This is a genomic window from Nocardia sp. NPDC057353, assembly GCF_042667085.1.
Lineage (GTDB): Bacteria > Actinomycetota > Actinomycetes > Mycobacteriales > Mycobacteriaceae > Nocardia.
The window spans coordinates 49,340-65,855 of the sequence record NZ_JBHVAK010000015.1; the positions used below are offsets into that span (position 1 = coordinate 49,340).

At 73.3% G+C, this 16,516-nt stretch carries 16 protein-coding genes; 4 read left to right on the forward strand and 12 right to left on the reverse strand.

Annotated features, from left to right (window positions below; all coding sequences use genetic code 11):
• Window positions 1–3: 3 nt before the first annotated feature.
• The 3 genes from ACFUUZ_RS10355 to ACFUUZ_RS10365 all read right to left on the reverse strand — a co-directional run bounded on the left by ACFUUZ_RS10355 (window position 4) and on the right by ACFUUZ_RS10365 (window position 3,019).
• Window positions 4–933 (reverse strand): aminoglycoside phosphotransferase family protein, encoded by a 930-nt coding sequence (locus ACFUUZ_RS10355; RefSeq protein ID WP_378694596.1) that lies wholly within the window; start codon window positions 931–933, stop codon window positions 4–6.
• 302 nt (window positions 934–1,235) lie between these two features.
• Window positions 1,236–2,192, reverse strand: coding sequence for an electron transfer flavoprotein subunit alpha/FixB family protein (locus tag ACFUUZ_RS10360; RefSeq protein ID WP_378694598.1), 957 nt, complete (start codon window positions 2,190–2,192; stop codon window positions 1,236–1,238).
• Window positions 2,193–2,233: 41 nt separating this feature from the next.
• The gene (locus ACFUUZ_RS10365) at window positions 2,234–3,019 is read right to left on the reverse strand and encodes an electron transfer flavoprotein subunit beta/FixA family protein (protein WP_357028583.1); all 786 of its coding nucleotides are present in this window, start codon (window positions 3,017–3,019) and stop codon (window positions 2,234–2,236) included.
• Window positions 3,020–3,185: 166 nt separating this feature from the next.
• Between ACFUUZ_RS10365 and ACFUUZ_RS10370 the strand changes: the two genes are divergently transcribed.
• The 3 genes from ACFUUZ_RS10370 to ACFUUZ_RS10380 are packed head-to-tail and all read left to right on the forward strand — an operon-like array spanning window position 3,186 to window position 6,734.
• On the forward strand, window positions 3,186–3,962 hold the full coding sequence (locus ACFUUZ_RS10370; protein WP_378694600.1) for a class I SAM-dependent methyltransferase: 777 nt from the start codon (window positions 3,186–3,188) through the stop codon (window positions 3,960–3,962).
• On the forward strand, window positions 3,959–5,470 hold the full coding sequence (locus tag ACFUUZ_RS10375) for a 1,4-alpha-glucan branching protein domain-containing protein (protein ID WP_378694602.1): 1,512 nt from the start codon (window positions 3,959–3,961) through the stop codon (window positions 5,468–5,470). The genes ACFUUZ_RS10370 and ACFUUZ_RS10375 overlap by 4 nt, the downstream gene beginning before the upstream one ends.
• A gap of 10 nt (window positions 5,471–5,480) precedes the next feature.
• Window positions 5,481–6,734, forward strand: a complete 1,254-nt coding sequence (locus ACFUUZ_RS10380) for a glycosyltransferase family 4 protein (RefSeq protein ID WP_378694604.1) — start codon at window positions 5,481–5,483, stop codon at window positions 6,732–6,734.
• A gap of 1 nt (window position 6,735) precedes the next feature.
• On the opposite strand, the gene ACFUUZ_RS10385 is transcribed toward ACFUUZ_RS10380, so the two are convergent.
• Both ACFUUZ_RS10385 and ACFUUZ_RS10390 read right to left on the reverse strand, forming a co-directional pair.
• Window positions 6,736–7,275: a DUF1697 domain-containing protein gene (locus ACFUUZ_RS10385; protein WP_378694606.1), complete on the reverse strand. Its 540-nt coding sequence runs from the start codon at window positions 7,273–7,275 to the stop codon at window positions 6,736–6,738.
• Window positions 7,272–8,024 (reverse strand): acyltransferase, encoded by a 753-nt coding sequence (locus ACFUUZ_RS10390; protein WP_378694608.1) that lies wholly within the window; start codon window positions 8,022–8,024, stop codon window positions 7,272–7,274. Before ACFUUZ_RS10390 ends, ACFUUZ_RS10385 begins: the two co-directional genes overlap by 4 nt.
• Before the next feature lie 94 nt (window positions 8,025–8,118).
• On the opposite strand from ACFUUZ_RS10390, the gene ACFUUZ_RS10395 reads away from it, so the two are divergent.
• Window positions 8,119–9,432, forward strand: a complete 1,314-nt coding sequence (locus tag ACFUUZ_RS10395; RefSeq protein WP_378694610.1) for a PQQ-binding-like beta-propeller repeat protein — start codon at window positions 8,119–8,121, stop codon at window positions 9,430–9,432.
• Here the strand turns inward: ACFUUZ_RS10395 and ACFUUZ_RS10400 are convergent.
• The 7 genes from ACFUUZ_RS10400 to serB form a co-directional block, all read right to left on the reverse strand.
• A complete protein-coding gene (locus tag ACFUUZ_RS10400) occupies window positions 9,410–10,747 on the reverse strand; it encodes a class I SAM-dependent methyltransferase (RefSeq protein WP_378694612.1) in 1,338 nt (445 codons plus the stop codon). The genes ACFUUZ_RS10395 and ACFUUZ_RS10400 overlap by 23 nt on opposite strands.
• Window positions 10,748–11,725, reverse strand: coding sequence for a class I SAM-dependent methyltransferase (locus tag ACFUUZ_RS10405; RefSeq protein WP_378694614.1), 978 nt, complete (start codon window positions 11,723–11,725; stop codon window positions 10,748–10,750).
• A gap of 11 nt (window positions 11,726–11,736) precedes the next feature.
• Window positions 11,737–12,519 (reverse strand): enoyl-CoA hydratase-related protein, encoded by a 783-nt coding sequence (locus tag ACFUUZ_RS10410; protein ID WP_378694616.1) that lies wholly within the window; start codon window positions 12,517–12,519, stop codon window positions 11,737–11,739.
• 19 nt (window positions 12,520–12,538) lie between these two features.
• Window positions 12,539–13,360: an NUDIX hydrolase gene (locus tag ACFUUZ_RS10415; protein ID WP_378694618.1), complete on the reverse strand. Its 822-nt coding sequence runs from the start codon at window positions 13,358–13,360 to the stop codon at window positions 12,539–12,541.
• Window positions 13,361–13,389: 29 nt separating this feature from the next.
• Window positions 13,390–14,223, reverse strand: a complete 834-nt coding sequence (locus ACFUUZ_RS10420; protein ID WP_378694620.1) for an ABC transporter ATP-binding protein — start codon at window positions 14,221–14,223, stop codon at window positions 13,390–13,392.
• Window positions 14,224–14,336: 113 nt separating this feature from the next.
• Entirely contained in the window at window positions 14,337–15,098 is a 762-nt protein-coding gene (locus tag ACFUUZ_RS10425; RefSeq protein WP_378694707.1) for an aminoacyl-tRNA hydrolase, read from the reverse strand.
• 147 nt (window positions 15,099–15,245) lie between these two features.
• Window positions 15,246–16,451: a phosphoserine phosphatase SerB gene (gene serB / locus ACFUUZ_RS10430; protein WP_378694709.1), complete on the reverse strand. Its 1,206-nt coding sequence runs from the start codon at window positions 16,449–16,451 to the stop codon at window positions 15,246–15,248.
• Window positions 16,452–16,516: the final 65 nt, after the last annotated feature.

Sequence of the window (16,516 nt, forward strand, 5' to 3'; positions counted from 1 at the left end):
CTGTCAGCGCAGAGCGGCGGCGATGACCAGATGGAGATCGCGGTCGGCTGGACGGTCGTCTTCGACCGCCCAGGCGACCTCCTCGACGGCGCGCAGGAAGGCCCACGCGCGGGCGCGGTGCCGGTCGACGCCGAGCGCGTCGGCGGTCAGCGCGGTGACGCGGCGCGCCTGCTCGGCGCCCGGCGCGCTCGCCACCTGGATGAGGACGAGGAAGCCCGCGTCGAAGGCGGCTTCGCCGAGGTAGGGCTTGGGGTCGATGAGGAGCCACGGTTCGCGCTCGGCGGCGACGATATTGCCGAGGTGGTTGTCGCGGTTGACCACCAGGAGCGGGCCGTCCGGCTCGGCCAGTTCCGCGCAGCGGTCGCGGGCGAGGGAGCGCAGTGCCGGGTCGAGGACGGAGGCGTCGGGTCCGCTCAGCCAGGCCGACCACTCGGCCACCACGTCGGCCACCGTCGGCGGCGGTGGGTAACCCTCGGGTAGCTCTCCTGGCGCGCGGCGCAGCCGCCGGAGCAGGTCACACGCGAGCCGAACCTTCCCGGCGTGCTCCGGCAACCCCTCCAGCGGAGTCCCGGGCTGCGGTAGCAGCGGCGTCCCCGGCCGCGCGTACTCCAGCAGCAGCGCACCCGAACCCGGGTCGGACCCGTACAACCGGACCGCCCCGCCCCCGTCGTACCAGCGCAGCCCGGCCGCCTCCCCGGCATTCTCCGGGTCGCGCACCGGAATCTTCAGCACCGCGAGCGAGCCGTCGGCACGCCGCACCGGCGCTACCCACGAGTGCGTCCCACCCGCCATCGGCGCCCCCACCTGCTCCAGCCCCCACGCCGCGCACCGCTCCCGGACCACCCCCGGCAGCTCCCCCAGCCACCGCTCCCCCCGCGCCCCGAAGATTTCCCGCACGTTCCGCACCACATCGAGCGGTAGAGCCGAGGTCATCCCCGCACCTTGCGCGCATCCGCCCGCCCCGGCAACCGATTATCTGCGGCCGACGGCGCGTGGCCGCCTCGTCCGGCGCCCTGCCACGCCCGGCCAGCTGACACACCGGGCAGGACGGATAGGGCGGGCACGCTAGGCAGGGCGGCCACGCTAGGCAGGCCGGGCACGCCAGGCAGGCCGGGCACGCCAGGCAGGGCGGGCAGGGCGGGCACGCCGGGCAGGGCGAGCCGAACCGGCAGACACCCCCAACGGCCGGGAGGCCCGGCTCCATACGGAACCGGGCCTCCCCAGGGGCGGAAGATCTACCCCTTGTGCTTCTTCACCTCATCGGTGAGCTGCGGCGCGACATTGAACAGGTCGCCCACGATGCCGTAGTCGGCGATCTCGAAGATCGGCGCCTCTTCGTCCTTGTTGACGGCGACGATGGTCTTCGAGGTCTGCATGCCCGCACGGTGCTGGATCGCGCCGGAGATGCCGAGCGCGACGTACAGCTGCGGGGAGACCGTCTTGCCGGTCTGGCCGACCTGGAACTGGCCCGGGTAGTAGCCGGAGTCGACGGCGGCGCGGGAGGCGCCGACGGCGGCACCGAGCGAGTCGGCCAGCTCCTCCACCACGGAGAACTTCTCGGCCGAGCCGACGCCGCGGCCACCGGAGACGACGATGCTCGCCTCGGTGAGCTCCGGGCGGTCGCCGCCCTCGATGGGATCGCGCGAGGTGATCTTGACGACGCCCTCTTCCTGCGCGGGCACCTCGACGGTGACCTTCTCACCGGCACCGGCCTGCGGAGCCGCCTCGATGGCGCCGGGGCGCACCGAGATCACCGGCACGTCACCGGTGGCCTTGGCGTCGACGGTGAAGGCGCCACCGAAGATGGAGTGCACCGCGGAGCCGTCGGAGTTCACCGCGACCACGTCGCAGAGCAGCCCGGAGCCGATCCTGGCGGCGAGCCGACCGGTCACCTCCTTGCCCTCGGCGCTGGCGGCGGCGATGATCGCGGCGGGCGAGGCCGACTCCGAGAGCGCGGCGAGCACGTCGACCTTGGGGGTGACCAGGAAGCCGTCGGCGTCGTCGGACTCGGCGACGTAGATCTTCTCGGCACCGGCCTGGGTCAGCGCGTCGGCCAGCTTGTCGGCGGTGCCGGGGGCGGCGACCACGACGGCGGCGGGCTCGCCCAGCGCGCGGGCGGCGGTGATCAGTTCGGAGGTGACCTTCTTCGGGGCACCCTCGGCGTGCTCGACCAGCACGAGTACTTCAGCCATGTCTTCTCTCTCCTGAAAAAGTCCGTGTGGGGTGACCCGGGTCAGATGATCTTCTGACCGACCAGGTACTTGGCGACCTTGGTGCCGCCGTCGCCCTCGTCGGTGACCTTCTCGCCCGCGGTGCGCGGCGGCTTCGGGGTGGCCGCGGTGACCGTGCTGCCCGCGTTCGCCACGCCGACCGTGTCCGCCTCGACGCCCAGGTCGGCGAGGGTGAAGGTCTGCACTTCCTTCTTCTTCGCGGCCATGATGCCCTTGAAGGAGGGGAAGCGCGGCTCGTTGATCTTCTCGTTCACGCTGACGATGGCGGGCAGGTTCGCCTCCAGCTTGAACACGCCCTCGTCGGTCTCCCGCTCGCCGGTGACCTTGTCGCCGTCGACGGTGAGCTTGCGGAGGTGGGTGAGCTGCGGCAGGCCGAGGTACTCGGCGATGATCGCCGGGATGGCGCCCATCCGGCCGTCGGTGGCCTCGTTGCCGGAGATGACCAGCTCCACGCCCTCGATCTGGCCGAGCGCCGCGGCGAGCACGTACGAGGTCTGCACCGCGTCCGAGCCGTGGATGGCCGGGTCGTTGATGTGGATGGCCTTGTCGGCGCCCATGGAGAGAGCCTTGCGGATGGCCTCGGTGGCCCGGTCCGGACCGGCGGTGAGCACGGTCACCTCGCCGCCCTGCGCCTCCTTGATCAGCAGCGCCTCTTCGACCGCGCGCTCGTTGATCTCGTCGAGGACGGCGTCGGCGGCCTCGCGGTCGAGGGTGTAGTCACCATCGCTGAGCTTGCGCTCGGACCAGGTGTCGGGAACCTGCTTGATGAGTACGACGATGTTCGGCATCGGTCTTCGTCGACCTCCTTCTGGGGGCACGGGGTGGCGGTCGCCCTTGTCGGCGGCCGTTCGTCCTTCGAATGGCTCGATCGAGGAGATTACCCTACGTTAAGTTACTCGTGGGTAACTTACTCCGAGCGTACCTGTGGAATGCCCGACCAGTAACGTCGGAACGATGAGCGAGGCTGTGATCCCTGCCGCATCGGACGCCGATGCGCCCCTGCCGCTCACCGGCGAGCGCACGGTGCCCGGAATCGCGGAGGAGAACTACTGGTTCCGCAGACACGAGGTGGTCTACGCCCGCCTGCTCGACCGCTGCGCGGGCCGCGAGGTGCTGGAGGCGGGCTCCGGCGAGGGGTACGGCGCGGACATGATCGCGGGCGTCGCGCGCCGGGTGACCGGGGTCGACTACGACGAGTCGGCGGTGGCGCACGTCCGGGCGCGGTACCCGCGGGTGGAGATGGTGCAGGGCAACCTCGCCGACCTGCCGCTGCCCGACGCCTCGGTCGACGTGGTGGTGAACTTCCAGGTCATCGAGCACCTCTGGGATCAGGGGCAGTTCCTGCGCGAGTGCCTGCGGGTGCTGCGCCCCGGCGGCGAGCTGCTGATCAGCACGCCGAACCGGATCACCTTCTCGCCGGGCCGGGACACCCCGCTGAACCCGTTCCACACCCGCGAGCTGAACGCCGCCGAGCTGACCGAGCTGCTGGTCGAGGCCGGGTTCACGGTGGCCGAGATGACCGGCGTGCACCACGGACCGGCGCTGCGGGCCCTGGACGCCAAGCACGGCGGCTCGTTCATCGACGCCCAGATCGAGCGCGCGCTGGCCGGTGAGCCGTGGCCCGCCGAGCTCACCGCCGACGTCGCCGCGGTCGGCATCGACGACTTCGCGCTGCGCGCCGACGACATCGACGCCAGCCTCGACCTGGTCGCCATCGCGGTGAAACCGTGACCGTCCCCGGGCAATTCACGCTGGTGCTGCACTCGCACCTGCCGTGGCTGGCCCACCACGGCCGCTGGCCGGTGGGCGAGGAGTGGCTCTACCAATCCTGGGCCGCCTCCTACATTCCCGTGCTCCGGGTACTGGAAGAGCTTGCCGCCGAGGGGCGTTCGAACCTGCTCAGCCTGGGTGTGACGCCGGTGCTCGCGGCCCAGCTGGACGACCCGCACTGCCTGGCGGGGATGCACCACTGGCTCGGCAACTGGCAGCTGCGCGCGGACGAGGCCGCGCTCGCGGGCAAGGTCGAGCTGGGCCGCTACGAGCACCGGCTGGCCAGCGCCGCGCTGGCCGACTTCGAGACCCGCTGGCGGCACGGCGCGGCGCCGCTCTGGCGCGCGCTGGCCGAGGCCGGGACGGTGGAGCTGCTCGGCGGCCCGCTGGCGCACCCGTTCCAGCCGCTGCTCGAGCCGCGGCTGCGCGCCTTCCAGCTGGCCGAGGGGCTGGCCGACGCCGCGCTGCGCTGGGGCGACCGCCCCGCCGGGATCTGGGCGCCGGAGTGCGGCTTCACCCCGGGCATGGAGCAGGGCTACGCCGCCGCGGGTGTGACGCATTTCATGGTGGACGGCCCCGCGCTGCGCGGCGACAGCAGCCTCGGCAGGCCGGTCAACGAGTCCGAGGTGCTGGCCTTCGGGCGCGATCTGCCGGTCAGCTACCGGGTCTGGTCGCCCAAGTCCGGCTACCCCGGGCAGGCCGCCTACCGCGACTTCCACCACTACGACCACGGCACCGGCCTCAAACCCGCCCGGGTCACCGGTAAGTCGGTGGCCGGACCGGACAAGGCGCCCTACGATCCGGCGCTCGCGGCCGCGGCGATCGAGCGCGACGTCGCCGATTTCGTCGGCACCGTGCGCGAGCGGCTGATCGCGGAGTCGGCGCGGATCGGGCGGCCCGCGCTGGTCGTCGCCGCCTTCGACACCGAGCTTTTCGGACACTGGTGGCACGAGGGGCCGCAGTGGCTGGCGGCGGTGCTGCGGGCGCTGCCGGAGGCCGGGGTGACCGTCGGGACGCTGGCCGACGCCCGCGCGAACGGCTACGTCGGGGCCCCGGTGGAGCTCGCGGACTCCTCGTGGGGGTCGGGCAAGGACTGGCGGGTGTGGGCGGGCGAGCAGGTGCACGACCTGGTCGAGCTGAACGCCGATGTGGTCCGGCTCACCCTGGACACGCTGGACAAACTGCACGCCGGGCGCGGCGGGCACGGGCTGCGCGACCGGGTCGCCGACCAGCTGGTGCGCGAGGCGATCCTCGCCGTCTCCAGCGACTGGGCCTTCATGGTCAGCAAGGATTCCGCGGCCGGGTACGCGCGGGAGCGGGCGCACCGGCACGCGCACGCCGTCCGGGAGATCGCGGCGGCGGCCACCGCGGGACAGCTCGCGAAAGCCGACCGGTTGGCGGCAGGATGGAACGCGGCCGACGGGCTCTTCCCCGCTCTGGACGCGCGACGCCTCGCCGGCCGGGCCTAGAAGGACGCATATGAAGATCTTGATGGTGTCGTGGGAGTACCCGCCGGTGGTGGTCGGCGGGCTCGGCAGGCACGTGCATCACCTGGCGGTCGAGCTGGCCGCCGCGGGCCACGAGGTGGTCGTGCTCTCCCGCCGCCCCACCGGCACCGACGCCACCAGCCACCCCACGCACTCGTTCGTCGCCGAGGGCGTCCTCGTGGTGGCGGTCGCGGAGGACCCGCCGAGCTTCGACTTCGGCACCGACATGCCGGCCTGGACGCTGGCCATGGGGCACGCCATGGTGCGCGCGGGCATCGCGCTGCACAAGCCGGGCATCGGCGAGGGCTGGCAGCCGGACGTCGTGCACGCGCACGACTGGCTGGTCGCGCACCCGGCGGTCGCGCTGGCCGAGTTCTACGACGTGCCGCTGGTGAGCACGCTGCACGCCACCGAGGCGGGCAGGCACAGCGGCTGGGTCGCGGGCCGGGTCAACAAGCAGGTGCACTCGGTGGAGTGGTGGCTGGCGAACGAGTCGGACGCGCTCATCACCTGCTCGGCCTCGATGCAGGACGAGGTGGAGCGGCTCTACGGGCCGGAGCTGCCCGCGATCACGGTGATCCGCAACGGCATCGACGTGGCGGCCTGGCAGTTCCGCGCCCGCGCCCCGCGCACCGGCCCGCCCCGGCTGCTCTACGTCGGGCGGCTGGAGTACGAGAAGGGCGTGCAGGACGCCATCGCGGCGCTCCCCCGGATCCGCCGCGCGCACCCGGGCACCACGCTCACCGTCGCCGGGGTCGGCACCCAGTTCGAGTGGCTGCGCGAGCGGGCCAGGGTGCACCGGGTGGCGCGCGCGGTGAGCTTCGCCGGGCAGCTGGGCCACCAGGAGCTGCTCGGCTGGCTGCACGGCGCGGACGCCATCGTGCTGCCGAGCCGCTACGAGCCGTTCGGGATCGTGGCGCTGGAGGCCGCCGCGGCGGGGATCCCGCTGATCGCCTCCAGCGCGGGCGGGCTCGGCGAAGCGGTGCTGGACGGCGTCACCGGCGCCTCCTTCGAACCCGCCGACGTGGACGGCCTGGTCGAGGCGGTGCGCGCGGTGCTGGACGACCCGGCCGCCGCGCAGAGCCGGGCCGTCGCGGCCAGGGAGCGGCTCACCGCCGACTTCGCCTGGGACGTGGTGGCCGCGGAGACCGCGCAGGTCTACGCCGCGGCCAAGCGCCGGGTGCGGGTTCCGCTCGGCCGTCCCTCGATCGTGGAGCGGCCGCTGCCGGAGCGCGACCCGGAGTAGCTCAGGCCTCCAGCTTCTTCACGATGCGCTGCACCGTGAGCCAGGTGCGGGTGGTGATGTCCTTGCCGTACGCCTTCTCCAGCCAGGCCATGAAGTCCGGGGTCTTGCCCGGATCGCTGTTGTCGACAACGGCGAGGAAGGCGCGCGCCGCCTCGTCGTAGCCGATCACCTCGGCCCGCGGGTCGTCGTTCGCAGGCAGGCCGGTGACCGCGCCGTGCTTGAAGAAGGTGGCGATGAGGTAGCTGCCGCGCTCGTGCTTGCGGCCGTCGAACGGGTCGCTGTCGAGCAGCGCGCGCAGCTCGGCGTGGCTGCGCACGATGGTGCCGCCGCCGATGCCGAGCTGCTCGCGCAGCGCCCCCTGGATCCGGTCCTCCAGCGCGGGGACGTCGGTGTCGGCGGCGTCGAAGACGATATTGCCGCTGGCCAGCACCGACCCGACCCGCGTGCAGCCGAGCGATTCGAACACGCCGCGCAGCTTGTCGTTGGCCATGTTCTTGTTGCTCGGCATGATCCCGCGGAGCAGCGCGGCGTACCTGGTCATGCGGCGCCGCCGCCGACCCCGCTCTTCTTGCGCTCGATGTCGGCCAGCGCGGCCAGGTACTTCTCCCGCTCGGCGGCGCCCGCCTCCCAGGCCACCTTGCGGTTCTTCACCACGCGGGCCGGGGCGCCGACGGCGATGCTGTAGTCCGGGATGTCGCCCCTGACCACCGCGTGCGCGCCGAGCACGCAGCCGCGGCCGACCCTGGTCTCGCGCAGCACCGTGACCTTGGCGGCGATCCAGGTGTCCGGGCCGATCCGCACCGGGCTCTTGACGATGCCCTGGTCCTTGATCGGCAGCGTGATGTCGTCCATCCGGTGGTCGAAGTCGGTGATGTAGCACCAGTCGGCGACCAGGGTGGACTCGCCGATCTCGATGTCGAGGTAGGTGTTGACCACGTTGTCCTTGCCGAACACCACCTTGTCGCCGATGCGCAGCGAGCCCTCGTGGCAGCGGATGGCGTTGCCGTCGCCGATGTGCACCCAGCGCCCGATCTCCAGCCGTCCCAGCTCGGGGGTCGCGTGGATCTCCACCCCCTTGCCGAGGAACACCATGCCGCGCAGCACGACGTGCGGGTTCGCCGCCTTGAACTTGAACAGCCGGTAGTAGCGCACCAGGTACCAGGGCGTATAGGCCCGGTTGGCGAGCACCCAGCGCAGCGAGGCCATGGTCAGGAACCTGGCCTGTTTCGGATCGCGGCGGCGCGATCCCTGCCAGCGCGAGCGCAGCGGTGCGCCCCACATGCTCGTCACGAAGTCTCCTCCGTCGATCGGTCTTCGGATACCACAGACTAGTCTTGCCCTCGGCCGGTCTCGGCGCAGGCAACGACCCAAGGGAGAGCAGCAGGTGGGAAGCGGCGGTGCACGTTCGGGGTTCCGGCAGGCGGCTGTCGCGGCGGCGCTCGCGGGGCTACTGCTCACCTCCTGCGGCACCGACGTCGACGACATCACCCAGGGCCCCGGGTTCGGCTGGACCGCGGCGCACAACGACGGCCGCAACAGCGGCACCTCCGCGGTCGAGGGGTCGCGCCGGCTCGGCCCGGCCTGGCAGCGCCCGCTCGGCGGGCCGGTCGCCGCGCCGGTGACGGTGGGGTCGGAGGGGCAGATGTTCGTCACCACGCGCACCGCGAACTGCGCGATCTTCTCCTTCCAGATGAGCGGCCGCAAGCGCTTCTGCAACCAGCTCGGCCCGAACGCCGTCTCCGCGCCCACGCTGCTGGACTCGGCGAACAACGTCTACGTCGGCGACGACAGCGGCGTGAACTCGGACAACTTCCTCGGCCAGCCGCGCTGGCGCACCCCGGTCGCCGGGGTGCCGGTGACCATGCAGTTCACCGGTGACGGCCACGTCCTCTCGATCACCCAGACCGGCCAGGTCGACGTGCTGGAGCGGCAGACAGGCAAGCGCGTCGTCCCCACCGTGCAGCTGCTCGGCCAGCCGGACTTCCTGCGCGCCCCCGACCTCACCTGGCCCGCGGCCGGGCAGGGGCTCACCGACTGCGCCGACGGCGGCCCGCGCTGCGCGGTCGCCACCCAGGCGGCGGTGGACGGCGCGAGCGGCCGGATCTTCGCCACGGTCTGGGAGCCGGGCCGCCCGGCCGCGGCGCTGGTGGCGCTGCGCTACACCGGCGACCGGGTCGAGCGGCTGTGGAGCGCCGAGCTGCTCACCGACGGCGCCGCCGCCGGGCCCACGCTCTCCGCCGACGGCGGCACCGTCTACGTGGGTGACAACAGCGGCAGGCTGCTCGCGCTCGACACCGCCGACGGCCGCACCCGCTGGGCACACGAGCTGGGCTGGACCCCGCGCGGCGGGCTCTCGGTCTCCGCCGACGGGTTGATCGTCCCGGCGGGCGACGACGGCTACCTGCTCGCCCTGCGCGACACCGGCGACGCCGTCGAACCCGTCTGGGAGCGCAAGGACCTGGCGCTGCGCGGCACCCCGGTGCAGACCGCGGGCGACACCGGCTACACGGTGGCCGCGATCGGCGACGGGCTCACCCTGATCACCTTCGACACCGGGACCGGCGCGACCGTCGACTCCGATGTGCTGCCGGAGGCACAGGGCAGCACCACCGGCACCGCGGTCGGGCCGGAGGGCGAGGTGGTGACGGCGACCAGGATCGGCGAGCTGTTCGTCTTCACCCCGGAGTCGCAGGGGTAGCGGTGCAGAGGAAGACCGCGGCGGCGCGGCCGATCCGGGTGACCACCAGCGTGTAGGGGGTGCGGCCGGTCGGGGCGAGGGTGCGGCGCAGCCGGTCGGGGTCGAGGTCGACGCCGCGGACCAGGATCTCCAGCGGGCCGCACCCGCGGCGCCTCAGCTCGGCGCGGAGCGGTTTCTCGCGGAGCTCGAAGCGGTCGAGGACGCGGAAGCCGCGGGTGCCCGGCGGGACCGCCTCGCCGGTGAGGTAGGCGATTCTGGGGTCGAGCTGCCAGAGGCCGTGCTTCGCGGCGTAATGGCGGACCAGGCCGGCGCGAACCACGGCGCCGTCCGGGTCGACGATCCAGGTGCCCGGTTCGCGCTCCGGGATGTCGTCCGGGTCGGCGTCGGTGAGCGTGCTCGGCGGCTGTCCGGTGCGCAGGACGGTAGCGCGGCGGGTGATGCCGGATGCGGTGAGCCCCGGTGACCAGAGGCAGGCTTCGCGGACGCCGCCGTCCAGCGAGACCAGTTCGATCTCGCCGGGCCATTCCAGGCGGGAGAAGTCGAGGCCGGGGGCGCATTTCACGACCAGGTCGCGGCCCGCGTAGGCGGCGAGCAGGTCGGGAAGGGGTGGTTGCAGTGCCGTTGGGTCGTGCGTGCGCTTGCCGCCCGCCCGGCGGCCGGGATCGGCCACGACCACGGTGTCGCGGGTGCACGGAATCAGCGCGTCCGCGCGGAACAGCGCCACCGGCGCGCGATGCGCCCGGTCGGTTTCCGGTCCGGCGGCGGCGTTCGTCGGGCCGTCGATGGCGGCCTCGACCGCATTCGCCTGCTCGCCCGCGGCGATCTCGGGTCTCCCCGAGCCGGTACGCCCCGCGGGGGCCGCATTTCCCCGCGCGGGGATGTCCGCACCCGCGACAGCGAGGTTGTGCGCGGCCATGGCCAGCCGGACCGGGTCGATATCGCTGCCGATGACGGCGGTGCAGGTCTCCGCGAGCGCGGCGAGTTCGCCGCCGATCGAGCAGGTCACGTCGTGCACCGCGCGCCCGGCGAGCCGGGTCGCCCGGTGCCCGGCGACGGCGCTCGGCGTCGCCTGCTGCAGCGCGTCGTCGGTGAGCAGCCACTCCCCCGCGCCGTCCAGCTTGGCGGCGGCGCGGCGGCGCAGCCGGACCGTCTCCACCAGCGCGGCGGCCATCGCGCCGTGCGCGCGCCGGACCCGGCCGAGATCGGCGAGCAGCGACCCGTCGGTGAGCGGCAGCCCGGCCGTCTCGGCCAGCGCCGCGCGCCCGGCCGCGCTCCCGAGGAAGGCGACGTCCGAACGCGCGAAGGCGTACCCCAACTACTGGGCGGGGGCGCCCGGCTTCACGCCGGTGATCATGGCGTTGTAGAAGAACCGCCGCGGCACGATCCGGTGCAGCACCTTCTCGTCCAGCGCGCTGAGCTTCAGCCACGCCTTGTACTGGAACAGCCGGTACCGCAGCGAGAGCTTCTCGTCCGGCACCGCGGCCTCGAAGGTGCGCACCGGCCAGCCCCAGAGCGCCGCCGCGAACTCCTCGGTGTGCGCGATCGCGTCCACCGCCCCGGCCCGCCTGGCGATCGCCTCCAGCTCGTCCGGCTCGAAGGTGTGCAGGTCGACCACGGCCTCCAGCGCCGCCGCCCGGGACGACTCGTCCAGCTCGGACTGCGGCCGCCGCCAGCCCGCCAGCGGGGGCAGCTTGGTGATGGTGGTGGTGATCTTCCAGGTGATCCGACCCAGCCAGCGGGCGTAGAAATTACCGGCGGTGGTCGGCTCGCCGGCGAAGACGAAGCGGCCGCCCGGCTTGAGCACCCGCAGGCACTCCTTCAGCGCCAGCTCCACGTCGGGGATGTGGTGCAGGACCGCGTGCCCGACCACCAGATCGAAGGTGTCGTCCTCGTACGGGATGGTTTCGGCGTCGGCCACCCGGCCGTCCACGTCCAACCCCAGGTTCTCGGCATTGCGCAGCGCGACCTTCACCATGCCGGGCGAGAGGTCGGTGACCGAGCCGCTCTTGGCGATCCCGCCCTGCATGAGGTTCAGCAGGAAGAAGCCGGTGCCGCAGCCGAGCTCCAGCGCGCGGCCGTAGGGCAGCTGCACCGGGCCCGCCGCCAGGTCGAAGCGGCCCCGCGCGTAGTCGATACACCGCTCGTCGTAGGAGATCGACCACTTGTCGTCGTAGGTCTCCGCTTCCCAGTCGTGGTAGAGGACCTGGGCGAGCTTGTTGTTCTCCCGTGCGGCTTCCACTTCGGCTTCGGTGGCGTGTGGGTTCGGCGCGGGGTCGTCGGGGCGTACCGTCATGAGCGCAGAGCCTACCGTCCGGTTCCCGGTACCGGGTTCGGGCCGTCCGCCGCGTAGGCCGCCGCCGCCCGCTGCGGCTCCCCGGTCAGCGCCAGGCCGATCCACGCCGCGCTCGCCTGCGCGGAGTAGTGCGCGGGGGCACTGAGCACCTCCTTGGCGGCGGTGACCGCGGGGCCTGCCAGGCCGGTGAAGCGCTCGGCCCAGCGGTGCGCGGCGTCGTAGACGTCGTCCGGCGCGACGACCTCGTCCACCAGCCCCAGCCGCAGCGCCTCCTCGGCCTCCACGTACCGGCCGCTGAAGACCAGGTCGCGGGCGGCGCCGATCCCGACCAGCCGGACGAGCCGGTCCAGGCCGACGGTCGGGATGGTGCCGTGGTGGATCTGCGGCAGCCCGAGTTTGACGTTGTCGCCGACGATCCTGCGGTCCGCGCCGAGCGCCAGCTCCAGCGCGCCGCCCAGGCAGTAGCCGGTGATGGCGGCGACCGTCGGCACCCGCACCTGCGACAGGCAGTCCAGCTGCTGGGTGTGGTCGCTGATCAGGGCGACCGCCTGATCGGGGCTCCAGGTGCCGATCTCGGCGAGGTCGTCGCCCGCGCTGAAGATCCGCTCGTCGCCGTAGACGACCAGCGCCGAGACCAGCTTGTTCTTGCCCGCCCGCTTGGCGTCGATCGCGATCTCGCGGGCCAGCTGCAGGGTGATCAGGTTGGCCGGGGGCCGCGAGAACCGCAGCACCGCCACCCCGCGCTGCGTGGGCAGCTCCAGGGTGGTGAACTCCGCGGGCGTGTTGTTCGACATGGCCGGCGAGATTACCCGGTCAGCGTGCCGAGCCGCGCAGCTCCATGGGGTTCGGCAGGTCGGCGAAGTACCGTGCGTCGTCCGGGAATTGCAGCACCGTGCTGCCGTCCTGCTGCGCCACCACCGGCTCGATCGGCTCGATCACCGGCCGCGCGGCGAGCACGGCGGCGGTGTCCGCGTACTGCCCGAGCGCGACCAGCTGCGACCAGGTGGGCGGGAGCAGCACGTCGTGCCCGGCCCGCCAGCGGTCGAGCGCCGCGGCCGGGGTGCGCCAGTGCACCACCTCGGCCTCGGAGGTGGCGCCGTCCGCCCGCTGCCCGGCAGGCAGCACCGCGACGAAGAAGCGGGTGTCGTAGCGGCGCCGCTCGACCACCGGGGTGACCCAGTTGGCCCACGGCCGCAGCAGATCGGCGCGGAGTACCAGGCCGGTCTCGGCGAGGAAGGCGGCGAGCGAGGTCTGCCTGGACTCCAGCGCGTGCCTGGCGTCCCGGTACTCGGTGGTGTCGGAGACGACGGTCTCGGCGGTGGGGCCCGCGAGCAGCACGCCGCACTCCTCGAAGGTCTCCCTGACCGCCGCGCAGACCAGCGCCTGCGCGCGCGGGCCGGTGGTGCCGAAGCGCTCGGCCCACCAGTCCGGGCCCGGCCCGGCCCAGGCGATCTCGGCGTCGGCGTCGGACGGGTCGACGCCGCCGCCGGGGAACACGGTCATGCCCGCGGCGAAGTCCATGCCGGTGACCCGGCGCTGCAGGAAGACCTCGGGTCCGGCGTCGCCGTCGCGCACCAGCAGGACGGTCGAGGCGTCCCGCAGCGGTGCGGGTTCGGGATCGTTCGTCTCGCTCACCAACCCACCCTAGCGCTTGTTCGGACGGCTCAGCGGTGCCGGTGCTTGCCGGAGCGCCTGGCCCGGCGGGCGAACCAGCGGCCGTCCACCTGGTCCAGCGCGATGGACTGGCGGAAGGCGGCGCTCAGGTTCTCCGCGGTGAGCACGTCGGCGAGCAGCCCCTGCGCGACCACCTCGCCCTCGCGCAGCAGCAGGCCGTGCGTGAAACCGGGCGGGATCTCCTCCACGTGGTGGGTGACCAGCACCATGGCCGGGGCGTCCGGGTCGCTCGCCAGGTCGCCGAGGCGCTCCACCAGCTCCTCGCGGCCGCCGAGGTCGAGCCCGGCGGCGGGCTCGTCGAGCAGCAGCAGCTCGGGGTCGGTCATCAGGGCGCGGGCGATCAGCACCCGCTTGCGCTCGCCCTCGGAGAGCGTGCCGTAGGTGCGGTCGGCGAGGTGCTCGGCGCCGAGGCTCTCCAGCATGTCCAGCGCGCGGTCGGTGTCCACCCGCTCGTACTTCTCCCGCCAGCGGCCGAGCACCGCGTACCCGGCCGAGACCACCAGGTCGGCGACCTTCTCGTCGGCGGGGACCCGGGCGGCGACCGCGGCCGAGGAGAGCCCGATGCGCGGGCGTAGCTCGGTGACCGCGACCTTGCCGAGCACCTCGCCGAGCAGGTTCGCGGTGCCCGCGGTGGGGTGCACCTCGGCGGCGGCCATCCGGAGCAGGGAGGTCTTCCCCGCGCCGTTGGGGCCGAGCACCACCCAGCGTTCGTCCAGTTCGACCTGCCAGGTGACGGGGCCGACCAGGGTGCGGCCGGACCGTCGGATGGTCACGGCGCTGAAGTCGATGAGGAGATCAGGATCCGGTTGCGACACGCGCTCCATCTTGGACCACGCGCGGCGCCCGCGCCCGGCCACCCTCGGCGCGGTGCGCGGGATCTTTGCTGCCGCGTGTCCGCCGCGCCTGCCCCGCCCCCGGGATCCCCGATCCGACTGGCTCATCCGAGCGCTGGCGGCACGGCGAGCACCGTGATGGAGCCGGGGGCGACCTCGGTGTACCCGGCGTCGCGCACCGCGACCGCACCGCCGCCCGCCTGCAGCGCGAGCAGCTCACCCCACTGCTCCGGCCCGGCTTCGCGCACCGCGCAGCGGAATTCGTCCCGCGCCCAGCGGGCCGCGGCGCCGAGCGGGAGCGCACCGGCGAGCAGCATGCTCGCGTGCCCGACCTGCGCCGCCGCCTTGCCCACCGTCATCCCCAGTTCCCGGTTCACCCAGAGCACGGGGGCATCGGCCGCGGGCTCCCCCGGTTCGTCGGCGAGCAGCTCGGTGCCGCCGATCTGCAGCCGCTTGATCCGCGGATCCACCGCGCCGACCGGGCCGGGCACCAGGGCCCGCGCCTCCGCGCCGCCCACGCTCAGCGTGATCCCAGGAACCTCCTGCGCCGCCCGCCACTGCGCCCCGCGGGCCCGCCGCGCCACCTTGCGGATGCGCGCCCGCTTCCAGCCGAGGTACCCCTGCTCCCACGGCCCGCCCGGCCCCGAGCGCTCGTCCAGGCAGAGCGCCACCGCCACCGCCGCGGCAGCCGCGAGCAGGTCGCTGCGGGCGGGCGGGTCGACCTTGGGCAGGTGCAGCACCATCTGCATGGCCTGCACCTGCCCAGGGTCGTCCGGGTCGGGGGTATTGCCGTAGCCGCGGGCGAGCTCCGCGTGCAGTGCAGCGAAACCCGCTGTCGGCGTTCCGTTCTCGTCCACCCCGAGCACGGCGCCGACCGGCGCGCAGGTACAGCCCGCGCCGACCTCCCCTCGCGTATCGAAACCGACGTCCTCCACCCTCGACCTCCGTCCGTCACGCACGCGAAACTCCGTGAGTTTACGTGGCCGAGCAGGCACCCGCCGGGTGAACGGGGCTCAGCCCAGCGGCACCCGGCGCAGCAGCCCGTCGCGGGCGTCGGCCGCCTCCACCTCGTCGCGGGTCACGCCGAGCACGAAGAGCACGGCGTCCAGGAACGGGTGCGAGAGCGCCGCGTCGGCGACCTCGCGCAGTGCCGGCTTGGCATTGAAGGCGACGCCGAGCCCGGCGGCATTGAGCATGTCGATGTCGTTGGCGCCGTCGCCGACCGCGACGGTCTGCTCCATCGGCACCCCGGCCTCGGCGGCGAACCGGCGCAGCGCGGTCGCCTTGTAGGCCCGGTCCACGATCTCCCCGGTGACCCGTCCGGTGAGCTTCCCGTCGACGATCTCCAGCGTGTTGGCCTGCACGAAGTCCAGCTCCAGCTCGTGCGCCAGCGGCTCGATCACCTGCCGGAAGCCGCCGGAGACGACCCCGCAGCGGAACCCGATCCGGCGCAGCGTGCGGATCGTGGTGCGGGCGCCGGGGGTGAGCTCGATCCGCTCGGCGACCTCCTCGATCACCGACTCGTCCAGCCCGGCCAGGGTGGCGACCCGCTGCCGCAGCGACTCGGCGAAGTCGAGCTCGCCGCGCATGGCCGCCTCGGTGACCGCGCGCACCTCGTCCTCGACGCCCGCGTGCGCGGCCAGCATCTCGATCACCTCGCCCTGGATCAGCGTGGAGTCGACGTCGAAGACGATGAGCCGCTTGCCGCGCCTGGCCAGCCCGGCCCGCTCGACCGCGACATCCACCCGCTCGGCCACCGCGACCTCGGCCAGCGCGGTGCGCAGCACCTCGTCCTCGTCGCGCGCGGTGACCAGCAGCTCCATCCCGGTCACCGGGTAGTCGGCGATGCCGCGGATGGAGTCGATATTGGCGCCCAGCTGGGCCAGCCTGCGGGAGACGGCGCTGAACGCCCGCGCGGTCACCGGCGCGCCGAGCACGACGACGGCGTGCGTGGAGACCGGCTGCCTGCCGATGGCGGCATCCACCTCGACGTCGACGTGCATGCCGACGGTGTTCATCGCCTCCTCGACCTCGTCCTGCAGCACCTCGGGGTCGGCCGGGCAGGTGACCAGGACGCCGAGCGTGAGCCTGCCGCGGATCACCACCTGCTCGACGTCGAGCAGGTGCACGCCGTGCCGGGACATGGCCCCGAGCAGGACGGAGGTCACGCCGGGGCGGTCGGGCCCGGTGACGGTGACGAGAACGATGGTGTCGGCCACTCGGCTGCTCCAGTGTCGGTCGGGTGCGCTCACGAAAAGAGTGTGCACCCGCCGGGGATCGGCGG

Coding starts and splice junctions, on each gene's coding strand:
- ACFUUZ_RS10355 (WP_378694596.1), bottom strand. CDS start 933: ATGACCTCGGCTCTACCGCTCGATGTGGTGCGGAACGTGCGGGAAATC.
- ACFUUZ_RS10360 (WP_378694598.1), bottom strand. CDS start 2,192: ATGGCTGAAGTACTCGTGCTGGTCGAGCACGCCGAGGGTGCCCCGAAG.
- ACFUUZ_RS10365 (WP_357028583.1), bottom strand. CDS start 3,019: ATGCCGAACATCGTCGTACTCATCAAGCAGGTTCCCGACACCTGGTCC.
- ACFUUZ_RS10370 (WP_378694600.1), top strand. CDS start 3,186: ATGAGCGAGGCTGTGATCCCTGCCGCATCGGACGCCGATGCGCCCCTG.
- ACFUUZ_RS10380 (WP_378694604.1), top strand. CDS start 5,481: ATGAAGATCTTGATGGTGTCGTGGGAGTACCCGCCGGTGGTGGTCGGC.
- ACFUUZ_RS10385 (WP_378694606.1), bottom strand. CDS start 7,275: ATGACCAGGTACGCCGCGCTGCTCCGCGGGATCATGCCGAGCAACAAG.
- ACFUUZ_RS10405 (WP_378694614.1), bottom strand. CDS start 11,725: ATGACGGTACGCCCCGACGACCCCGCGCCGAACCCACACGCCACCGAA.
- ACFUUZ_RS10410 (WP_378694616.1), bottom strand. CDS start 12,519: ATGTCGAACAACACGCCCGCGGAGTTCACCACCCTGGAGCTGCCCACG.
- ACFUUZ_RS10420 (WP_378694620.1), bottom strand. CDS start 14,223: ATGGAGCGCGTGTCGCAACCGGATCCTGATCTCCTCATCGACTTCAGC.